A 21,966-nucleotide genomic window follows, 5' to 3' on the forward strand; every position below is an offset into this window, starting at 1 on the left:
ATGGCACCAAATAATCCCTGCAGGTACTGTCGGTATGATTCAAATAATTCTTTGTTTTCCAAAGAATGAGTTAACGGATAGTCATATTCATCAATCAAGAGGACAAAATTGCTGGAATCACTCGATATGATATCTTTTAACAGAGTATCCGCCTTATAATCAGCCTTCGGATCTGTCATATCAACATCAAGTTTGGTGGCAAGCTTATAAAGTATTTCATAGATTTTTAAATCGAAATCCTTTGGTGATGTATAAGCCATGCTTGAAAAATCCAGATGAATTACCTTATAGGTTCTTCCCTGTTCTTTTTCATTCCAAAGCTTTTCAATTTTTAGTCCTTTGAAATACTCTGTACCATTAGAAAACAAAGATTCCAGAGTAGAAATCAGCAGAGACTTTCCAAAACGACGAGGTCTTGATAAAAAGGATGGTCTTTTAAATCTAACAATCTCATACAGTAAATCTGTGTGATCTACATAAATCTGGTTTGATCTACGTAAATCTTCAAATCTATTGTTTGATGTTGAAAGTCTTTCTGGATTTGGCATCTTTATTCTTACTATACAAATGTAAATTAAAGCACATTGAATACTATAGCAATTATACTACTATATTCATATGCCTATTAATGACATCTACCCCCAAAATATAAAGAAATCATCACTATCAATATCATTCGATATGAACAAAAGAAAACATTGCTCAATATCTAATCTGCCGGCTCTTAGGATCAGCTTATTTAATTATTTTTATTAATTAAAGACGCCCCGACCGCCTCTATGGCTTTATGGGCAAGGACCTGAGAGGAATCAATGAAATTACCTTCAAGATGATACATCTGAACTGCAATTGGAGTTTCCGTACAGCCAAGAATAAAGGCCTGTGCTCCCCTATTTTTCATATTAGAAATGACAGTTTTGACATTGGTTGTATCATAATTGAAATTATTAGCCTTAACTCCTGAATAAATCATGTCCTGAATGGCTTTGATCTCCTCATCATCAGGAACTATCAGTTTAAGATTGAATTTGTCACAGGCATTCTGATAAAGACCTGTATTTCTTGTACCAATAGTACATAGTAATCCGACCTCGGAATAGCCTAATTCCACACAGTGTTTCACAGCCTCATCTACCATATTGATGATTGGAACATTAACCTTATCTTTAAATTCATCAAGAAAATAATGAGCGGTATTACAGGCTATAACTATGACATCAGCCCCCTGTTCCTCCAAAAGTTTTGCTGACTTCAACATCTCCTTAACAGGAGATTCTCCTCTTCCTTCAATTGCAGCAGTTCTATCTGGTACCTTAGTATTGCAATCTACAAGCATATGAATATGCTCCTGATCACTCTTAGCATCTGTAGACAGGATTATTTTTCGCATGAGATCGACCGTGGCCATAGGCCCCATGCCGCCAATAATACCAAGAGTTTTCATACAGACACCTCTTTGTTTGCTTTATTTCAGCGAAACAGGTTTATTCAACATCTGAAGGATGACATAAAAGAACAGCCTCTACTTTGTTTATAGAACAACAAAGAGGAATTTACAAAAAGCTAAATCTGCGTGGAATTAAGAGAGGTTGGGTAAAAAAAAACTACCTCACCGAATTTCGGTACTCTTTAGGACTCATGCCACGTGATTCCTTAAAAGCTCTTGCAAAATAGCTCATATCTGAAAAACCACAGGCAAGAGCGATATCGATAATCTTGTCATCTGATGAGCCTAAAAGCAGTGCCGCTTTCTGAATTCTAAGCTTCTTTAGATACTGAATCGGAGGCATTCCTACGGTTTTGTTGAAACAGCGAAGACATTCTGTCGTACTGATTCTGGCAACCCTAGCAATATCCTCAATCTCAATTTTCTCAGAGAGATTCTGTGTAAGATAAGCCAGCATTTTCTTTACTCGAAGGATGGATTTGTCAGGTACACAGTAGTTGTTCTCAGAGGTGTTTATAACCTGATAGGCAAGACACTGAACAGCCTTAGACAACGAATTAGTAACATCTATCTCATAACCGAAATCACCTTTAATATAACTTTCAAAAGCAGATCTGGTATATGAAAGAAGCTGTCTGTGAAAAGGAATAGCCTCGGTTAAATGAAGTCCTGCAAAGCTGTCTCCGTTTATCAGAGGCTCAAGATATTTTCTGTAGATATCGCTTTCCGGATTTGAAGAAATCACCGATGGATGGAATACCACTGTATGAGAGATATAGTCTTTATCAGGAAAAACCGCATGAAGTCTTGCTGAGTTTACAAAGAATCCTTCACCTTTTCTTACGGTAAATACCATCGACTCAATAGTGATCCTGGCCTCCCCTGCCTCAACATACTCAAGCTCAAGATGATCATGCCAGTGCCAAGGAACTTCAGATGAATTTGGTACCTTTGAGTAAAAGCCAACCGGAAAATTTTTCGTACCGTGTTTTACAAGCTCAAGTCCGGATGCATCAGTAGCACACATACAGTCGGTGATCTTTGATTGAGTGTTTTCCATCTGTCACTATTCCGATATTTTTGTACTTTGGTGATTTCGTCCTATATTTTTGGCTATTTTAGCATATCTCCTATTTAAAACTGCTGATATAGTCATATTACATAAAGAGGTATATATGACTAAAAAAGAAAACAGAAGATTAAAGATTTCCAACCTGAGCTCATTTATTGTACTGGGCTTTCTAGAATCATCATGGGCTCCTATGGTCCCATACATCAAGGAGCGTTTCGCACTGGATGAAGGCGAACTGGGACTGCTGCTTTTATGTACAGGAATCGGAGCCTTTATTGCTCTGCCGATTGTCTCAAAACTAACCAGCAGATTTGGCTGCAAGAAAGTAATGCAGATAAGTGCTGTATTCTTTGCCCTAACTCTGATTATGCTGGCAATATCTCCTTACGCAGCGCTCACAGCTGTCCTGCTTTTAATATTCGGTGCTCTAACCGTAGGACTGGATGTAGCCTCCAACGTTAATGCTGTTATTGTAGAATCAGAACTTAAAAAGCCTTTAATGTCAGGCTTTCATGGCGGTTATTCAGTAGGAACACTTGCAGGCTCTGCCTTTATGTCAGCCATGCTTTCTGTGGGTATATCCCTATTCTTTGGAACATCTGCAGTATTTGCTCTGATGATGTTCATAACCTTTATGTACTGCGGACACCTTATCAACGATGTTAAGGCCTATGAAAACAGGAAGAATGAAGAGGATAAGGAAAGCGCAAAATCAGAGACTGAAGAGAAGAAACACAGAAGAATTCCTGCTCTGGTAATTATCATCGGCTGCATGTGCTTTATCATGTACGCTCTTGAAGGCGCTGTCATGAGCTGGTCTGGTGTATTTGCCAATCAGGAGCGAGGAATTGATATCAGCAGCGCAGGCTTTATCTACTCATTCTTTGCAATCTCTATGACCATCATGAGACTTGTTGGAAACAAAATCGTGGTTAATCTTGGTCGTAAGTTAACCGTGGTTGCAGGCTCTCTTCTGGTTGCTACAGGCTGGATCATCACCGTTATCGTTCCTAATATCTACGGAACCTGTATCGGTTTCCTGCTCGTTGGATTCGGTGCTGCCAACATCGTGCCACAGCTGGTCTCTTTTGCCGGTACCATCAAGAACTTTCCAGTTCATGACACCATTGCCTTTATCAACGCCTTAGGATACTCAGGAATTCTTTTAGGACCTGTAGTCATCGGCTTTACATCAAAGATGTACTCTCTGCCTTCAACCTTCGTAGGTATCGGTATATCTGCACTGATTGTCGGACTTATTGCAATAAAGGTAGTAACCGATGAAGGCCTTGAGACGAAGAAAAAACAAAAAATGAAGATGATTGAAAACGATAACCAGTAATTAACTAACCTTGTACCCTTTATGAAACCTATCATCTGGAGTATTTATGAGACTAGAACACGCTGCAGTATATGTATCTGATCTTGAGAAAACCAGAGAGTTTTTTGAAACATATTTTGCGGGAAAGGCTTCCGATAAATACCACAATCAGAAAACCGGATTCATGTCCTATTTTCTGAGTTTCTCCGCTGGAGCCCGTCTTGAGATCATGACAAAGCCAGACCGTTATACAGAGGATAGCGATAACAACAGATTAGGCTTTGTTCATCTTGCCTTCTCTGTAGACTCGAAGGAAAAAGTTGACGCTCTTACTGACAGGCTTAGAAGCAATGGCTATGAAACAGTCAGCGGACCGAGAACCACCGGCGATGGATACTATGAAAGCTGTATTAAGGGTCCAGACGGTATACTGATTGAGCTAACCGTCTAGCTTACGGTAACTTCCTTTTTAAGCTTAAGCTTCTGCATCACAAGCACTATCATTAAGAAAGCAATCCCCATCAGATCAGAGCTTAAACCAGGATACAGCATCAGAGGACAGGTCATAAGCAGAAGAGCTCTTTGTAGAAGACTGCATTCCTTTAGAAGATAATTCTGAAGACCTCCGGCAAGAGCCACAGTTCCTGCAGATGCTGTAAAGGCAATCCAGATATATTCATAAATCTTCACATCCGGAACAACTCCAATTAAAAGCTCAGGGTTCGTTAAAAAGAAGAATGGAATTAAAAATCCCACAAGTCCAAGTCTTACAGCCAGAAGACCAGTTTTAAGCTGATTTCCACCGGAAATACCTGCTGCTACATAACAGCTCATGGCTACAGGTGGAGTAATATTTGACAAACAGGCATATACAAGACAGAACAGATGTGCACAGATTGGCACAATGCCAACCTTTATCAGCACAGGAACAGCCACGGCCTGCACAATAACGTAGGCTGCAACACCAGGAACGCCCATTCCCAGCACCACAGACATCAGCATGGTTAAAAAGCCGGTGAGCAGGATATTGGTGTTATCCACAACTGATAAGATCACATAGCCCATGTTAAGACCAAGGCTGGTCAGGGTGACTGTGCCGATGATAATACCGATAATCACACAGCAGACACCTACTGATATGGCGCCTCTGGCACCTTCCACCACTGCAGTAATAATCTTATCCAGGCTCATTCTGGTATCAGCACGCAGGTAACTTGAAAGAACAGTTGCCACAATTGATATAACTGCTGAATACAGAGGAGTATAACCGCAGCACATCAGAGTAATCAGAATAAATAAAGGCAAGGATAGATGTCCCTGCTCCTTAATTACAGTCAGAGCATTAGGGATATTCTCCTTTGAAAAGCCAGACAGACCTCTTTTCTTGGCCTCAAAATGAACGGCAAACAGTAAGCCAAGATAATAAAGGAAAGCAGGGATAACAGCTGCAATCATGACTGATACATAACTTATATTCAGAAATTCAGCCATAACAAAGCCTACGGCTCCCATAATAGGAGGACAGAACTGACCTCCGGTTGAGGCAACCGCTTCAACAGCTCCGGCAAAGTTTTTAGAGTAGCCGGTCTGTTTCATCAGAGGAATGGTAATGGTTCCTGTGGTGGCCACATTGGCAATGGCAGAGCCGTTAATCATACCCATGGCAGCTGAGGCCATAACCGCAACCTTTGCAGGACCACCTGGAGTCTGACCAACCAGAGCCAGTGAAAAATCATTGATAAACTTTGAAAAGCCGCTGTACTTTAAGAAAGAGCCAAAGAGAACAAATAGGAAGATATAGGTGGCACTTACTCCAATACCGATACCGAATATTCCCTGAGTACCCCAGAACTGAGTTGAGAGAATTCTTTTTAAAGTAAGGCCGTTATGCCCCAGAGCTCCTGGGATATAGGCTCCAAACCAGTTGTAGGCAAGAAAGATGGCTGCAAGAATTCCCAGATTGCCACAGGCACGTCTTGAGGCTTCAAAAACCAGAACAATCCCAATGCCGGCAACATAGAGATCGTTCGTATTAAGTCTGCCGCCACTTCGAGCCACTCTAGGGAAATAGATTACAAGATAGAGTATGCAGAAAATACTGAGGCCAATCAGCAGCAGATTCAGAAGCGAAGGAAAACGTCTTTGCTTTAAGGATTTTTTGGATACAGGAAAAAGCAGGAAAGTAAAAAGCAGCAGAAACAGACAGTGAAAAGCTCTGAGATTTATCGCGCTGATAGCACCAAAAGTTGTGAAATAAACCTGGAAGATGGTCCAGATAATCAAAAGCCCCATTATGACTTTGGAAGTTACTCCTCCATAGCTCATATATCTCGATGGACTAGACTTTACCTGATTATCCTTTGAAGCTGATTCCTGCTCTAAAACGCCTGTCATACAACTAACCTTAATACTGCTTAATTGTATCTAGCTTACAAAATTAAACTTAATAATGGAAATGTCTGACGTACAAATAAGAGAAATTCATCAGAAAAGGCTGAATATACAAGGCATGACAGCGTTCTTACTATTGCTGGAGATGCTATAAAAAAGTGCAGGATTATGGATAAGGATAGGTTACAGGATTTGGAAAAGTGAGTCGACCTGTAAGCCGAGTTCTGTTCTGCATAGCAGCGACAATCATTCCTCTAGGCTAGAAATCGCTCTCTAGCTCAAGCAATCAACCCGCTCTCAATCCGGACCAGATTATAGAGAGCCTATTTGATCTTGCTCCAAGTGGAGTTTACCATGCCTTTCATATTACTATGAAAGCGGTGAGCTCTTACCTCGCCGTTTCACCCTTACCATAAAAAATGGCGGTCTGTTCTCTGTTGCACTAGTCATGGGCTCACGCCCTCCAGGCGTTACCTGGCACTTTGTCCTTCGGAGCTCGGACTTTCCTCCCCCACGACCGTATGAATAAAGATCTTAAACACGCGTGCGTGGCAGCGATTGTCTGGTCGACTCAATATATATTATATATCTTTTAGTGTGACTTGTCTTTAAGTTCTAATGCCAGATTGTACAGGTCGTTCTTTTTTATTCCTGTAAGATTAGCTAAAACATTGGCTACGGTCTTAACTGGAGAGGTCTTAATCAGCTCCTCTATGGCACCAGCAATCTTAGGATCAATCTCAGAGGATTCCTGTTTTACAGCTCCGATGGCAACAACAAACTCTCCCTTGGTTCTGTCAGGATCAGCCTTTAGAAATTCAGGTGCATCCTTAGCCTTAAGTCTGTAGAATGACTCAAAGGTCTTGGTCATCTCTCGGCATAAGGATACATCGTGCTCAGGCAGAATCTTTGCCATAAGCTCCATGGTATCAACAATACGTCTTGGAGCCTCATAGAACACTGCGGTATAGTCAACATTTCTCAAGGACTCAAGAACAGTTGTAAGCTCCTTTTCCTTTACCGGGAAGAAACCGCAGAACATGAACTTATCAGTAGGAAGAGCAGAAGCCTCTAAAGCAGTAATCAGAGCACAAGGACCAGGCAGAGGAACAACCTTTACCCCCTGTTCTGCACAGATGGTTACTACTCTGTAGCCTGGATCATTGATAAGAGGAGAACCGGCATCAGAGATTAAAGCTACCACTCCCCCGGCGTTAACCTCTTTTATAATAAGCTCTGCCCTCTCACCTTCATTATGATCATGGCAGCTGATCATTTTTTTACCGCTGATCCCAAGCTTATCCAAAAGGATCTTTGAATGTCGGGTATCCTCGGCAGCAATCAGGGTTGCACTCTTTAGAACCTCAATTGCTCTTAGAGTAATGTCATCAAGATTTCCTATAGGAGTAGGAACAATATATAAGGCACTTTCCATCTTTATTATCCAAAAGAAAAAGCTTCGGATTTTTAGATCAGAAGCTTTCTGCAAATTAAATCTTTTCCAATCTGAACTCTATTTTACCTTGATTGAGTCAGAACTTACAGGGAAAGTAAAAAACGTGTTTGGATAAGGCTCATCCTTCAGGGTAAAGTGCCACCACTCCTCAACCAGTGGCTTGAAACCATGTTTTAACATAACATCTCTTAAAATCATGCGGTTATTGAACTGCTGCTTGGTAATCTTAGTGTAGTCCGGATGACTGAGCTCCCCAAAGTAATCAAAGGTTCCTCCCATATCCACTTCTTTCTCAAGATTCATATCAAAAAGTGTCAGATCAACGGTACTGCCGCGACTGTGTCCGGAATGCTCGGCAATGTAGCCCTGAGGAAACAGAGTATTCTTCTCAAGCTTTGGATAAAAATACTTCTTCATGCGTACATCATTGGGATCAAGAGCCCAGGACATAAAGTGGGAGACTGCCATCTGAGGACGGTAGGCATCAAATATCTTCAGACGATATCCCTTTGTCTTAAGCTCATCACTTACATTCTTTAGCGCAGCAGCCGCTTCTTTGGTTAAAAGTGCAACCGGCTGCTCATAACCCTTGATTCTGTCGCCAACAAAGTTATATGTGGAATAATATCTGATTTCCAGAATTGCATCAGGAACAGCTTCAGCTAACAGCACGAAATCAGAGGAATCGTCACTGAAAAGCATCCACTGATCTGTCATGGTCTTGTGCTGAGAAGCAGGAGTTGAGGTACATCCTGATATAAGACAGCAGGAAACAAGAATACAGAGTATTAAACCGGTAACCTCTCTTAGCTTGAACATATCTTCACCTATCCTTACAGACAAATATACTTAACAGTTGAAACACCGTACATCTAGCATAGGACGAATTCCTTTAACCTGTTAGAAAAAAAATAGATCCGCATAAAATAAAAACAAAATTAAAATCTAAGTTTCTATAATGCTCAGTATGTTAAAATAGTGAACATTGAGGCCAGTGCAAGGCTTACAAAACCGAGTCTTTTTTAGACTCAATAGGTCAGGAAGAACGTTGTACCATATTCATAACGTTCTTTAGGTTGTGACCATGAATCCATATATAAAGTAGGAAGTCATCGTGAAAGCTAAAAGATCAGCTTTAAATGTATATTTATGCACTTTACTTACAGCAGCAACTTTAACTTTAAGCGCATGTACAAGTTCTTCTGTAAAAAAAATCGAATCAGTAAATGCATTTGGTCCGCTAAATTTAACCGCTCAGGAATACAGACAGGCATTTGAAGATGCATCTGCAGATGAAAGCTTCAAGGCTCTTATCCTTTATACAAGATCACAGATTGTTGAGAACAAGCTTGATCAGGCAGGAGCAAGTGTAAGCCAGCTGTATGCAAGCGCTGCAACTCCAACCCAGAAGGATGAGGCAGCCATGGTTGATGCAATGCTGCTCTCAAAGAAGAATCAGTTTGATGAGGCAGAACAGAAACTATCCGCCATCAACTACAAGGCTCTGCCAAAGCAGGATATTTCATACTTCCTGGTTTTAAATACCAACGTAAATACCAATCTTTACAGCAAGACCCACGATCCTAAGTATCAGATTACAGCATTCAAGAGCGAATCTGCTCTTGAGAGATATGTAACCCGTGATTCCGATAAGAGAAAGGTTCTGCTGAGATCTGTTGATTTGTTAAAGCAGCTTGATGATCAGACCTTATCTTCAGCATACACCAACGTTAAGAACGATACCGACAAAGGTTTCTATGAGTATGCAATCATTGATAAATCATCAAATACCCAGTTAAAGGATCAGATGATGGATACCTTTGCCAAGAAGTATCCAAATCATCCTCTGCTGCTGTTATCCTCACCTCAGAAAGCTGAACCTGTAGTAACCGGACAGGATGCCCGTGATGTCACTCCTAGGGGCGGTAAGGCTGTCGCAGTAGATTCACAGGCTCTGTTCTCTCTTCAGGATGGCGATCAGATTGCCGTACTGCTGCCTCTTTCCGGAAGATTTGCTTCATCTGTAGGAGAACCTGCCAAACTTGGTATTCTTACCGCATTAAAGGACAGAGGTTCAAAGGCTAAGGTTACCTTCTACGATACCAACAAGACCAACATTTCTCAGATTGTTGCTACTATTTCATCAAACGGCACCAAGCTGGTTATCGGACCAATTCTGAAGCCTGAAGTTAATGCCATGAATGCTGCCGGCCTTAAGATTCCATCAATTACCCTGAACTCACCAGAGGGCAACCGTCCTGTAAATCAGTGGTACTTTGATTTAGGTCCAAACTATGAAGGCGCAATTGCAGCTTCAAAGATTTATGCTGACGGCTATAAGAGCCCTGTTGCAATCGGTTTAAGTACTGACAAGGCTTCCCAGCGTTCAGTCAACAGCTTTATGAATACCTTCGGCAAGGTAAGCAGCAATGCAGTAGTATGTAACTACAGCAATCCTGCTAATGTTGCCTCAGAAATCGCTAAATGCCCATTTGCTTCAGCAGATTCAGCCTACGTAAGTGCATCTGTTATTGATGCAGTTCAGATCAAGGCTGCAATTCCATCAAATGTTGCTGTTTATCTGACCGACAAGAGCTACATGGGTGTTAACAACTCCTCACAGGAGCTGGCACTTAAGGGCGCAATCCTCGGTGATATGCCATGGGTACTGACCGACAGCTCCTTAAAAGAGAGCTTCATGAAGACAATGCCAAAGGCAAATTCTCAAGTTCAGAGAATCTTTGCAGCCTCCTATGACGCTGTAAACTTTGCCTTCAATATCCAGCAGCTTGCTTCAAATCAGAACGACGTTTTACACGGTCTGTCAGGAGATATCTCCCTGGGACATGACGGTCTGATTGAATCTACTCCAATGTGGGTTGAGCTAGGCGCTGTAAGATAAGCTAAGACAGAAAATCTTTGGAGACACTTCAAGGACTCCATCAAGACGAAGGGATGCAAAATTGCATCCCTTCCTGTTTTGTATAAAAGAATTGTGTTACTAGTTCTTTGCCAGTCCCTGCAGGATCTGATTTGCATTCTTAATCTGATCACTTGCACCGCTTACGAAGCTGTTGTACTGGCCCATGAAGTCCTGCAGCTTAACCATCTGTGTCTGGTTGTCAGAGTTGCAGTTCTCTGCCATGTGCTGAATCTGAGAAGTGATAGCTCGTACCTGTTCTGCGGTTTTACTAGGTATAAATAAAACTTTCTGTGTCATTGAAGATGCTCCTCTGAAGGAAGCTGGCAAATTGACCTCAGATGCGCCCCAACTTGAAGTGTCAATACCAAGAGATTTTGCCTCCTCGTAGTAGCTCTTTAAAATCGATGCTCTCTTTTTATTGTTGTCATCATCATCCTTGGTAACTCCACCAAGATCAGCATTCATTCTATCTACAAGATTGTTAAGTTTCTTTGCTTTGTCATTTTGGCCCTTCATATCAGAAATCTTCATTTCAGCTTCTTTCTTCTTGGTGGCACCAACCTCCAGCATCACCATAGCTGCCATCATTTGGATGGACATGCCCTCGAACTCGGTTCCCTTGATTGCATTTACATTTGAAGTTGAAATTGCACCTACTGACATAATCGTTACCTCATTAGTTGTAAAAATCTTTTGAAGAAATCTGACCTTTAATTCGTGAATCAGACTCTTTTCGTTTAACCTTTGTCTTAAGTATAAATCAAAAATTCCAAAAAGATGTAACTACTTTTGAATATATATCCTGTTTTGTTTAAATTTGGAATACATGTCACAAATTCTACTTGTTTTGTAACTACATTATCATAATGTAGTAGAAAAGAATCTGATGATTGTTACTGCTTTGAAATATTCTCTGTGACAATTAAACTGATTTTCTTGGCTTACCATCAATAAGCTCATTGTTGCTCTCTCAGATACAGCTCTTCTCTTTGACACATGTTATAGAACTGAGCTTTTCGATTTTTTGAAATTCGAAATATCAAGAAACAGTCTTATTTTTTTACTATCAGAAAAATCAAAAAGGATACCACCCTAGGATAGTATCCTTTACGACAAACATAAGGACAAATTCTACTAATTCTTTGCCAGGCCCTGCAGGATCTGATTTGCATTCTTAATCTGATCACTTGCACCGCTTACGAAGCTGTTGTACTGGCCCATGAAGTCCTGCAGCTTAACCATCTGAGTCTGGTTGTCAGAGTTGCAGTTCTCTGCCATGTGCTGAATGCCGGAAGTTATAGCACGCACCTGCTCTGAAGACTTAGAGCCACCCCAATTAGAAATATCAACACCTAAGCCTTTTGCTTGACTCATATACTTAGCTAAAATTGTAGCTCTGCCAGCCTTATCTGAATCCTCATCCTTGGTGTACTTGCCAAGCTCGCCATTCATTCTGTCCAGAAGATTATTCAGCTGTTTTGCTTTATCGTTCTGAGCCTTCATATCGCCGATTTTCATTTCTGCTTCTTTCTTCTTGGTGGCACCTACCTCCAGCATCACCATAGCTGCCATCATCTGGATGGACATACCCTCGAACTCGGTACCCTTGATTGCATTTACATTTGAAGTTGAAATTGCACCTACTGACATAATCGTTACCTCATTAGTTATAAAAATCTTTTGAAGAAATCTGACCTTTAATTCGTGAATCAGACTCTTTTCGTTTAACCTTTGACTTAAGTATAAAATAAAATTTTCCAAAAGATGCAACTACTTTTGAATATATACCCTGTTTTGTTTAAAATTGGAATACATATCACACTTTCTTGATATTTTTCCACTACATTTACAATGTAGTCTCATAAAACAACTGATAAATATTTATGCTTATAAACAGCATAAATAAGGCTAAAAGACAGGAAAATCTGAAGTAAAAAAAAGAAAAGTGCGTTATATAAATAGACAGATACGGCATCACAAACCGTATCTATAATGCGCAACTATTATTCATCCACGAAGCTAAAGCCAGGTTCCTTAGAGGTCTCTGTAGAGCTCTTTACCTCTGAGGTCTGACTCTTTTGCTCTTCTGTTTTAGCTTCTTTTGGTTCTGAACTCTCCTCCCCCTCATCAAGTTCGAAGTCAGGACCTTCGGACTCAAGTCCCTCATCAGGGTAGATATCTGCATCCTCAGGTTCAGGAGAAAGATCAAGCTGCTCCAAAGCCTTTCCGATTGGAAGTGCAGATCCGGTTTCAAGAGCAATCAGCTGCTCCATGGCGATATAAGGAACAAAGATATCCTCGGCAACACCTTTGAATCTGGCTTTAAAGGAAATACCACGTGGAAGAGTCTGGAATTCACCAATAGCGGTAGGAGATAAGGAAAGGATTATATTGCCGTTTTTAACATAATCCATTGGAACCTTTACCTTAGGAATAGTGGCATCAATCAGAAGATGGGGAGTTATATCGTTATCAAGCAGCCAACTGTAATATGCATTAAATAAAAATGGTTTTAAGCTGGATAATCTGTGCATATAAAAATACTCCTCTGATCATGTCCTGCTTCCATTATATCTATATAGACATAGGTGCTCAAATTATTCTTAATATTTTGAAAAGTCGCATATATTTTTTTTAAATCTTCATGTATAATTATTATTAGTGTTATTAATTTTAAGAATCTTTTTACTTCGTGATTTACTATGACTGGTTTTGACATCGAACAGACACTTTTAAAGTATGGAGACATCATCCATCTTAAAAGGCCTGTATCCAAATACGTTAAAGCAACTGCTGAACAGCGGGCCAGTCAGTTCATGCCTTTTGATGCCCTCACCGGTTACTCTGATGCCATTGATGAAGTGGACAGAGTTACTGATCATGCCCCTGATTTTGATGAGAACTCTCTGCAGTATCAGGAAATCAACGAAAAGATAGCAAAACTAAAAACAGTCATCGAAAAGAAGCCTAAGGTTACCATGAGGATCTTTGTACCGGACAGAGATAAGGCCGGTGGAGAGTATCTGAATGTAACCGGACATCTGAGACGCATTGATGAAACCAATCGTATCTTCAGCTTCACAGATGCAAAAGATATCAGCTTTGAAAACGTGGTCAGGATAACTATAGATTAAAAGGCTTAAGTTGTATGGATAACATTAATAGTAAAAAAACACCTATATATATAGCCATAGACTTAAAGTCATTCTATGCGTCTGTTGAATGCGTAGACAGAAAGCTTGATCCTATTTCTGTTAATCTTGTGGTTGCAGATGCCTCAAGATCAAAAAGTACCATCTGTCTTGCAGTCTCCCCTTCCCTCAAGGCCTTAGGAGTCCCGGGCAGACCTCGTCTTTTTGAGGTGATTCAGAAAATCGATGAGGTAAACAGACAACGACTAGCAGAAAACAATCTGCAGCGCTTTGAAGGCAAATCCGTATACCAGGACGAACTTGAAGCTAATCCTGCGCTGGCGGTGGACTATATTATTGCCACTCCAAGAATGCAGCGCTACATGGATTACTCTACACTTATCTATGATATCTACTGCAGCTTTATAGCTCCCGATGATATTGATGTCTATTCAATTGATGAAGTCTTCATGGAGGTCTCAACCTACCTTGATGCCTATCATTGTTCAGCTGAGGAGCTCTGCATCAAGATCTTAAGAGAGGTATACAATCAGACCGGACTTACCGCAACCGCAGGCATCGGTACCAATATGTTTCTTGCCAAGATTGCCATGGATGTCGTTGCCAAAAAAGCAACTCCTAATGAATTCGGTGTCCGCATGGCATCTTTAAATGAGAAATCCTACAGATTAACCATGTGGAATCATGAGCCTTTATCTGATTTCTGGAGTATAGGACCAGGAATTGAAAATAGACTTAAGGCTATCGGGATCTATACCATGGGGGACCTTGCCCGCTGCTCTCTTGAGAATGAGGATCTGCTGTTCAGGGTATTTGGAGTCAGAGCCGAATTTCTCATAGATCACGCCTGGGGCTATGAAACCGCGACCATCCCAGATATCAAAAAAATCGTCCGCAGACGAAAGAGCATGAGTCAGGGACAGGTGCTGCCCCGTTCCTATACCAATGCCGAAGGTAAGGTTGTAATTCAGGAGATGACAGAACAGCTCTGTCTTGATCTCATGAAGGAAGGTCTGGTCTGCTCAAAGATAGTCATTGATGTCGGCTACGATAAGAACAACCATCCTAACCGTACCAACTCCCAGGAGAACAACAACTTCTATACCGATCAGTACGGAAGGCTTATACCAAAGCCAGCCCATGGAACAGTATCCCTCCCCTTCCCTACTGTATCCTTCTCAGTTGTGAATCATGCGGTTTTAGAGCTTTACTCTAAGATCACAGTGCCCTTCTACAATGTGAGAAGACTCAGGGTCTGTGCCATTGAGCTTTTGGATACAAAAGAGCTTGAAGCGCTAAATTCCAAACCGGCAGAACCTTATCAGACCGACCTCTTTGCCATGATTGATCCTACTCCACAGCAGGAGGAGACCAAAATAGACAAAGAGAAGGAAGAAAAGGAAATCAAAGCCCAGAAGGCGATGATTATGATTAAAGAGAAATACGGAAAAAACGCTATTCTGAAAGGAAACAACTTTGAGCAGGGAGCGACCGCCATTGAAAGAAACAGGCAGATTGGAGGACACAAGGCCTGACAATCTGCGCTATCTGCTATTTCTTCTCCTCTGAGAGCCTCTTGGCAATCTTCAGGAATAAATCTGATGGATTATGTTTATACTCCTCCGGTTCATACTCTATATCCGGCTGCATGGTAATCATCTCAATTCTGCTGATAAGATGTCTTTCCATCTTTTCAACTGCACTCAGATTGTTTCTTTCACTGTTGAAAAGTTTCAGCTGCTCATCAATGGAGTATACAGGGTGAGATTTGAGATCGTAAAGACAGAACTCATCAGAGTAATCCATACCGGAATAAAGTTTCAGAAATGCCTTATAAGCTGCAACCAGGGATTTAGGGTCTTCCTTCTGAATCTTTACAGCTTTATCGTACATAACCAGGAATCTAGCCAGAGTCTGAGGATTCTTGTTGGCAAATTCAGAACAGGCGATAAAGAACAACGGAACCATGGCATCCACCTGTTCTGCAGAAGCAGCAGACTTATAGCCGTTAGCCTGAGCCTCAAAGGTATGAGGAGCCCATAGAATCATGGCATCTCCGTTACCTTTATTCATGTAATTAACAAAATCAGAAAGCTTACCGTCTACAACCTTTACATCCGTATAGGAGAGACCGAACAGATCGAGCCAGTTTGAGAGAATATAGGAAGCAGAGGTCAGTTTACGAATAAAGATAGTCTTGTTCTTAATGGTTTCCTTTGAGCCATAAACCTCAGGATAATCAGGATTAGCGCCTTTTACCTTTAAGATATCACTGTCAGGCCTTACCATGATTTCTGTGGAGGTGGATTCATTATTACCAAGACCTATATAGGTTATATCAAGCCCCTTGCTGCCAATAACCGCAGGAACACAGCCAACGCCTGCCAATTCCCATGCGCCTTTGTTTACCTTTTTGTCATTTAAAAGATCAATTCCGGCGACATTCTTAATACTCAGATCAATATCAAGACCTAATTCCTTATCCCAGCCTTTTTCAATTCCGTACCATACCAGAAAAGCCTCATGCTCAAGCAGCAGCGACACCTTAAGTTTTCTTAAGGAATCCTCTGCCTGTACAGAAAAACAGCACAGTAAAAAAGATATAGCCAGACATTTTATAAATCTAGATAACATCATGCCCTCGCCTCTGATTCAAAATTTAGAGCTTCTAAAAAGTAAGTTTAGTATATAAAGGGTTAATGTATAAAAAGAAACTTGCAGGCAGGTCACAAACAGTATTTTTAAGCAAAAATATCTGACCTAAATTTTGGCTCAAATCTCATTTTTTATATGACTTTTGTAACAAAACACAAAAAATAATATGAAATTTAAGGAATTATTTTGATTATCACACATAATTATCTATGAAGTGGTATTGAATCTTATCAGGCTTTTCTTTGACCTATAAGATAGTTAACGTTAGGATAATCAATATGAATATGCTGAGTAAATTAAGTGTAAAGGCCAAGCTGCTGCTGGCTTTTGCAATAATTATTGTATTTACAATCTTAATTTCGGTTATATCTCTAAGACAGTTGTTTGCTACAAACAACGTCATTGTTGAGGTTGATGATATTCTAGGTACTCGCCATGCGAGAACCCATAATGTAAGTAAAGCCATGATTGCAGCAGATGCAATCAGTTTTGCTCTGCAGAAGGATGTAAATTCCTACGATCCTGCTGTTCATGACGAGCAGATTAAAGCTGCGGCACAAAGACTTATAGATGTTACATCTGTGCTTAAAGGCCAGAGTGATCCTGCTGCTACAGCCAATATGAAAGAAGGTTCAAAGATTTATATTGAACATTCTACTGGAGATTTTCTTGCAGGATTAAAAGCAAAAGATGAAGAAAAAGTTAGAGATATCTACGACCAGTACCTTGCTCCTAACTTTGACAGAGTAACTCAGAATGCTGACAAGATTTCAACCAAGCAGATTGAACTTGCAAAGCACTCTGTTGAATCCATTGCAAGTACTACCCCTATCATCATCATTCTGGTTACTGCCTGCTGTGCTATCGGTATTGCAATTATCATTGCACTGGCTCTTTCAAGCTCAATTACAAAGGCTCTGAAAACTGCAATGCAGGGTGCAGATGTGATGGCTTCTGGTGACCTTACACATGAATTCAGACCTACCACTTCTGATGAGTTCGGTGTATTGCTGCGCAGACTTGAGTCAATGCGTTCAAAGTGGCAGGGACTTGTTGGTACCATCAAACAGGCTGCTGAGGATGTTGAAAACAACATGAATATTATCAACAACATTACAGCAGAAATCAATGAAAGTGCTCAAAGTACTCAGAACAGAGCATTAACCGTGGCAGCAGCATCTGATGAGATGGTGTCAACCACCGGTGATATTGCAAAGAACTGTGAAAGCGCTGCTGCTTCTGCAAATACTTCGAATCAGACCACCAATCAGGGTGTATCCGAGGTTGAATCAACAATTAATGCAATCCATGAACAGGTTGAAAGAAGCCGTGCTGATGCTGAGCATGTAAAGGCTCTGGTAGATCAGTCCCAGAAGATTGGTACCATCGTTCAGACCATTGAGGACATTGCTTCTCAGACCAACCTGCTTGCTCTTAATGCTGCAATTGAGGCTGCACGTGCAGGTGAAGCCGGTAAGGGATTCGCAGTAGTAGCAGATGAAGTTCGTTCTCTTGCATCACGTACCGGTAGTTCTACTCAGGAAATTATCAAGATGGTCGGTCAGATTCAGAATGACGCCAATACCGCTAATGAATCTATGATCGCATCACTGGAAAACATGAATACATTGGCAACAAGAACTGGTGCGGTATCAGATCTGCTTAACAATGTATCCGCTCAGGTATCTGACGTTAACGGCCAGATTACCCAGATTGCAACCGCTGCAGAACAGCAGACTACAGCTACAGCTGAAATCTCTACTAATATGCAGGATATTACAGCTTCAGCTCAGAGTCTGGCAGCTAAGGTTCAGGAAGCACAGGAGAATGTTACCAAGTCCGTTGACGAACTGCATAATCTTGTTCTTCAGGTACGCGATCTGAAGGTATAACAGAGTTCTCTTCTCCTAGGGCTCATCTACGGATGGGCCTTTTTTGTGTCTGAGGATTCCGTTAAGATTTCGCTTTCTAGGTACAAAAACACTTTTGAAAAAAGAATCCTGACGGAGGAACCAAAGTTTGTTCAGAAAAGGCGCAAACACACAGCTTCAGAAGGCGTATCCACTTTTGAAAAAGAAATGCAATAAAAAGTTTTTTTCATGTCTACTTTTCTTGACTACTACAAAGTGAACAGTTATAAAAAAACCTCTGACGAAGCAGAGGTTTTTGAATTTCGAAAACGTATTAACGCTTTGAGTACTGTGGACGTTTACGAGCCTTGTGAAGACCAACCTTCTTACGCTCAACAGAACGTGCATCACGAGTTACGAAGCCAGCCTTACGTAATGCAGGGCGGAATGACTCGTCGTACTGAATTAAAGCACGAGTAATACCGTGACGGATTGCACCAGCCTGACCAGTGATACCACCACCTCTTACAGTGATGTATAAATCAACCTTGTCAGTTAACTCTAATAGCTCTAGAGGCTGTGAAACAACCATACGAGAAGTTGGACGACCGAAATACTGCTCTAAAGTCTTGCCGTTGATCTCTAACTTACCGGTACCCTGAGTTAGGAATACACGTGCGGTTGAGTCCTTACGACGACCGGTACCATAATACTGATTTGCTGCCATTTGCTAGTGCTCCTATAACTTGATAACCTGAGGCTGTTGAGCAGCATGATTATGTGACTCACCAGCATATACCTTTAGCTTACGGAACATAGCACGACCTAGTGGTCCCTTTGGAAGCATACCGCGAACTGCAGTCTCGATAACATCTTCTGGCTTACGTGCTAAAAGCTTCTCGAAAGACTCTGACTTGATTCCACCTGGGAAACCAGTGTGGTGATAATACATCTTGTCAGTAGCCTTATTACCAGTAACCTTAACCTTAGAAGCGTTGATTACGATAACATAATCACCGGTATCTAAGAATGGAGTGTACTCTGGCTTGTGCTTACCGCGTAGGCGAATAGCAATCTCAGAAGCTAGGCGACCTAAAGTCTGACCCTCAGCATCAATAACTAACCAATCACGCTTAATAGTTGATGGTGTTGCAACGAAAGTTTTCATTAAAAAACCCTTTTTTATAAGGAATAATTTCCTTTTAAACCTTACAGATAAATACTTATCTGCTCTCTTTCCAAACAGGCTAATTTCTTAGTCTGCACCAAGTAACACGGGTGGGAAACCGGTTCCTCGGTTAGAGGGGCAATGGCATATTTTAAACAAAAAAGGGGTAATTATCAAATAAATTTTGATATGTTTTTGCTTATTTTTTGGAGACTCTGATTCTGCCAGAAAAACCGTTAATAATCAGTATATTACACAGGTAATCAACTTAAAACTGTAACGTAGCTTTTCGAAACACTGGCGCATAATACGTTATACAGGCAATTCTGACATTCAAAAATTTTGGATAAGCTATTTGATTCTGTTGTACTGGTACAGAAATATTCCCATCACGGTAATGATGAAAATAGGAAGAAAATATCCCGCATCTGTAGCAAATTTCCACAGTACAATTAAAAAAGCCAACTCACATAACCATATTACCCGTAATGGAATCTTTTTGGTTATTGAAACATGTTCCGTAGTTTCGCTGGCTCTATTCTTTTCAGAGGCTGGCATTGATCACTCCTTGTTTGTTTTTTATCTGGACTGTTATTTTTATCTGATGTCCTTTTTTTGAGTATGATCTTATTTTTTTCTAAAAATAACTCTGTTTTCTCTCAAAAAACGCAAAAATTCTTCTTAAAAAAAATGATTTTTTTGTTTCTGATCAAAAAAAATCATATATCTAAGTCATTTCCTTCAGAGTCATTAAATCAAAGAGAAAAATATACTCTCAATTTCGTGAAAAAAATCTCTCTTTCCTTTTCCCAAAAGAAAGAGAGCTACACTAAGTTAGGATAACATAAGGATCTTTATATTCTGAAAAGCTAAGACAGATACTTCTTTAAGGTCTTACGAACAGCTCCTATAGAGGATATCTCCTCACTAAATAGAGTCTCAATTCTCTCCCCTACTCCAGCTGCATAGAGATCAACTCCAAAAAGCACATTATTAGAAAGAATTGGTCGCAGCTTTGAACTGATATCAGCGGAAGTTCCCAGGGTTATACCTTCAAGATAATGCTTAAGAGTTTCAAGCTGAGGATCATCTGAAAGATTAAACTCCCTGCCTTCATCATCCACACCTAAAAGATAACGAAGCCAGCCTGCTATGGCCAAAGGAAGTGCAATAAGCTTTGAGGTATCAAGTCCAAGACGTTTATAACTCTTCAGGGTCTCACCAAAACGAACAGGAACCTTCTGAGAGGTATCTGTGGCAATGCGCTGAGGAGTATCAGGCAGAGCTCGATTTACAAGACGCTGTTCGATTACTTCGGATAAGAAGTCTTCAGGATTCAGAATCTTTGGATCTTCGACAACCTTAAGACCTTCGTCATAGCCTAGTTTCTTTACTAATGAAACCAGTTCTCTATCATTCATTTCATCTGCAATCTTTTTGTATCCCAGCACACAGCCATAAACAGCCAGTGCAGTGTGCAGAGGATTCAGACAGGTTGTAACCTTCATGCGTTCGCAAAGCTCAACACCTTTCTTATTGGTGAACAGTACCCCGGCCTTCTCCAGAGGGGGTCTTCCGTTAGGGAATCTGTCTTCAATAACCAGATACTGAGGTTTTTCAGCATTAACAAATGGAGCAATAAAGGTACCCTTTGAGGTTTTAATGCTCTCCATGTCTTCAACACCTAAATCCTTCAGCATCTTTTCAATTTCAGGATCAGGTCTTGGCGTAATCTTATCAATCATGGAACAAGGGAATGCCACAACAGATTCGTTCTTCAGATAATCCAGAAATCCCTTTTCGCAGAAGCCGTTTTCAACCCATTTCTCAGCAATGGTTACAACGGAGCGCTGAAGAATAGTGCCATTGTTTGAACAGTTATCCATGGAGACAAGTGAAATAGGATACTGACCTGCAAGATAACGCTCATATAACAGAGCACAGGTTATGGACATTCCATGTCTGGCCTTTGCCGGACCATTTTTGAAATCTTCTAAGGCCAAAGAAGTAAAGGCCCCGTCAATTCCTTTCAGAGAATATCCTTTTTCGGTGATGGTGAAGGACATAAGCTGCAGAGACTTATCCCTGAACATCTCTTTAGCGCGGAACTCATCGGATGAATCTTCTCCATTTAACAGAAGATCATCCACAGTTGAGGCAATAATCTGCATAGAAGTTGAGGAATCAGGAAGTAGAGTTACACTGAGAACCAGATTATCATGAGGACCTTCAATCTTCTCTCGAGTCTCACCGCTTCTTGTTGATAAGGTAACGATTCCCCTGTCAGTGAGATTCTTATTCAAAAGCTCCTGCTGAACAGACGCGATAAAAGCATGGTAGATATTACCTGCTCCCATGTGAAGCCAGATTGGATGTTCAAGAGCTTTCTTTTTAACATCAAAAACAGAATACTCAGGAAGTGCGATTGAAGCTTTTTCAAAAGCGCTCTTATCCTGTTCTATTCCTTTTAGTGTAACTTTCATATTAAAAAGTAATCCTTATTCGTTATATTAACCGTTCTATATTTCATA

20 protein-coding genes and 1 other RNA gene are annotated in these 21,966 nt (G+C 40.8%); 6 read left to right on the forward strand and 15 right to left on the reverse strand.

Features of this window, described 5'->3' with window-relative positions; translation table 11 throughout:
- The 3 genes from BM308_RS07085 to BM308_RS07095 form a co-directional block, all read right to left on the reverse strand.
- A partial coding sequence (locus BM308_RS07085; RefSeq protein ID WP_177214429.1) for an AAA family ATPase occupies positions 1-548 on the reverse strand: 548 nt, incomplete at its 3' end.
- Positions 549-739: 191 nt separating this feature from the next.
- Positions 740-1,444: a cysteate racemase gene (locus BM308_RS07090; protein WP_074944052.1), complete on the reverse strand. Its 705-nt coding sequence runs from the start codon at positions 1,442-1,444 to the stop codon at positions 740-742.
- A 160-nt stretch (positions 1,445-1,604) separates the two neighbouring features.
- Positions 1,605-2,507, reverse strand: a complete 903-nt coding sequence (locus tag BM308_RS07095) for a helix-turn-helix domain-containing protein (RefSeq protein WP_074944053.1) — start codon at positions 2,505-2,507, stop codon at positions 1,605-1,607.
- Positions 2,508-2,622: 115 nt separating this feature from the next.
- Between BM308_RS07095 and BM308_RS07100 the strand changes: the two genes are divergently transcribed.
- Together BM308_RS07100 and BM308_RS07105 are read left to right on the forward strand one after the other, a co-directional pair.
- A complete protein-coding gene (locus tag BM308_RS07100) occupies positions 2,623-3,861 on the forward strand; it encodes an MFS transporter (protein ID WP_074944055.1) in 1,239 nt (412 codons plus the stop codon).
- 46 nt (positions 3,862-3,907) lie between these two features.
- A complete protein-coding gene (locus tag BM308_RS07105) occupies positions 3,908-4,291 on the forward strand; it encodes a VOC family protein (protein WP_074944056.1) in 384 nt (127 codons plus the stop codon).
- Here BM308_RS07105 and BM308_RS07110 read toward each other — a convergent pair.
- From BM308_RS07110 to BM308_RS07125, 4 genes are all read right to left on the reverse strand, one after another.
- Positions 4,288-6,234 carry a TRAP transporter permease gene (locus BM308_RS07110; protein WP_074944058.1) on the reverse strand — a complete coding sequence of 649 codons (1,947 nt, stop codon included), beginning with the start codon at positions 6,232-6,234 and terminating at the stop codon, positions 4,288-4,290. The genes BM308_RS07105 and BM308_RS07110 overlap by 4 nt on opposite strands.
- Positions 6,235-6,428: 194 nt before the next feature.
- An RNA gene (rnpB, locus tag BM308_RS07115) (RNase P RNA component class A) lies at positions 6,429-6,805 on the reverse strand.
- Between the two features lie 18 nt (positions 6,806-6,823).
- Entirely contained in the window at positions 6,824-7,666 is an 843-nt protein-coding gene (rsmI, locus tag BM308_RS07120) for a 16S rRNA (cytidine(1402)-2'-O)-methyltransferase (RefSeq protein ID WP_074944060.1), read from the reverse strand.
- A gap of 78 nt (positions 7,667-7,744) precedes the next feature.
- The gene (locus BM308_RS07125) at positions 7,745-8,506 is read right to left on the reverse strand and encodes a M15 family metallopeptidase (protein WP_143098580.1); all 762 of its coding nucleotides are present in this window, start codon (positions 8,504-8,506) and stop codon (positions 7,745-7,747) included.
- A gap of 295 nt (positions 8,507-8,801) precedes the next feature.
- On the opposite strand from BM308_RS07125, the gene BM308_RS07130 reads away from it, so the two are divergent.
- Positions 8,802-10,589 (forward strand): penicillin-binding protein activator, encoded by a 1,788-nt coding sequence (locus tag BM308_RS07130; RefSeq protein ID WP_074944061.1) that lies wholly within the window; start codon positions 8,802-8,804, stop codon positions 10,587-10,589.
- A 99-nt stretch (positions 10,590-10,688) separates the two neighbouring features.
- Here the strand turns inward: BM308_RS07130 and BM308_RS07135 are convergent, their stop codons facing one another.
- From BM308_RS07135 to BM308_RS07145, 3 genes are all read right to left on the reverse strand, one after another.
- Entirely contained in the window at positions 10,689-11,273 is a 585-nt protein-coding gene (locus tag BM308_RS07135) for a hypothetical protein (RefSeq protein ID WP_074944063.1), read from the reverse strand.
- A gap of 471 nt (positions 11,274-11,744) precedes the next feature.
- On the reverse strand, positions 11,745-12,260 hold the full coding sequence (locus BM308_RS07140) for a hypothetical protein (RefSeq protein WP_074944065.1): 516 nt from the start codon (positions 12,258-12,260) through the stop codon (positions 11,745-11,747).
- A gap of 353 nt (positions 12,261-12,613) precedes the next feature.
- Positions 12,614-13,144, reverse strand: a complete 531-nt coding sequence (locus tag BM308_RS07145) for a stringent starvation protein B (RefSeq protein ID WP_074944067.1) — start codon at positions 13,142-13,144, stop codon at positions 12,614-12,616.
- A 168-nt stretch (positions 13,145-13,312) separates the two neighbouring features.
- On the opposite strand from BM308_RS07145, the gene BM308_RS07155 reads away from it, so the two are divergent.
- Positions 13,313-13,744 (forward strand): YolD-like family protein, encoded by a 432-nt coding sequence (locus tag BM308_RS07155; protein ID WP_074944070.1) that lies wholly within the window; start codon positions 13,313-13,315, stop codon positions 13,742-13,744.
- A 14-nt stretch (positions 13,745-13,758) separates the two neighbouring features.
- Positions 13,759-15,297: a Y-family DNA polymerase gene (locus tag BM308_RS07160; RefSeq protein WP_074944071.1), complete on the forward strand. Its 1,539-nt coding sequence runs from the start codon at positions 13,759-13,761 to the stop codon at positions 15,295-15,297.
- A 16-nt stretch (positions 15,298-15,313) separates the two neighbouring features.
- Here BM308_RS07160 and BM308_RS07165 read toward each other — a convergent pair whose 3' ends face one another.
- Positions 15,314-16,399, reverse strand: a complete 1,086-nt coding sequence (locus tag BM308_RS07165) for an ABC transporter substrate-binding protein (RefSeq protein ID WP_074944073.1) — start codon at positions 16,397-16,399, stop codon at positions 15,314-15,316.
- A 296-nt stretch (positions 16,400-16,695) separates the two neighbouring features.
- Between BM308_RS07165 and BM308_RS07170 the strand changes: the two genes are divergently transcribed.
- Positions 16,696-18,309, forward strand: coding sequence for a methyl-accepting chemotaxis protein (locus BM308_RS07170; protein ID WP_074944074.1), 1,614 nt, complete (start codon positions 16,696-16,698; stop codon positions 18,307-18,309).
- A gap of 292 nt (positions 18,310-18,601) precedes the next feature.
- On the opposite strand, the gene rpsI is transcribed toward BM308_RS07170, so the two are convergent.
- The 4 genes from rpsI to BM308_RS07190 form a co-directional block, all read right to left on the reverse strand.
- Complete coding sequence (gene rpsI / locus BM308_RS07175; RefSeq protein WP_074944076.1) at positions 18,602-18,994, reverse strand: 30S ribosomal protein S9; 393 nt, start codon at positions 18,992-18,994, stop codon at positions 18,602-18,604.
- 12 nt (positions 18,995-19,006) lie between these two features.
- The gene (gene rplM / locus BM308_RS07180) at positions 19,007-19,435 is read right to left on the reverse strand and encodes a 50S ribosomal protein L13 (RefSeq protein WP_074944077.1); all 429 of its coding nucleotides are present in this window, start codon (positions 19,433-19,435) and stop codon (positions 19,007-19,009) included.
- Positions 19,436-19,786: 351 nt separating this feature from the next.
- The gene (locus tag BM308_RS07185) at positions 19,787-19,993 is read right to left on the reverse strand and encodes a hypothetical protein (protein WP_074944079.1); all 207 of its coding nucleotides are present in this window, start codon (positions 19,991-19,993) and stop codon (positions 19,787-19,789) included.
- Between the two features lie 311 nt (positions 19,994-20,304).
- The gene (locus BM308_RS07190) at positions 20,305-21,918 is read right to left on the reverse strand and encodes a mannitol dehydrogenase family protein (protein WP_074944080.1); all 1,614 of its coding nucleotides are present in this window, start codon (positions 21,916-21,918) and stop codon (positions 20,305-20,307) included.
- Positions 21,919-21,966: the final 48 nt, after the last annotated feature.

This window comes from Succinivibrio dextrinosolvens, assembly GCF_900116345.1.
Taxonomy (GTDB): Bacteria; Pseudomonadota; Gammaproteobacteria; order Enterobacterales; family Succinivibrionaceae; genus Succinivibrio; species Succinivibrio dextrinosolvens_B.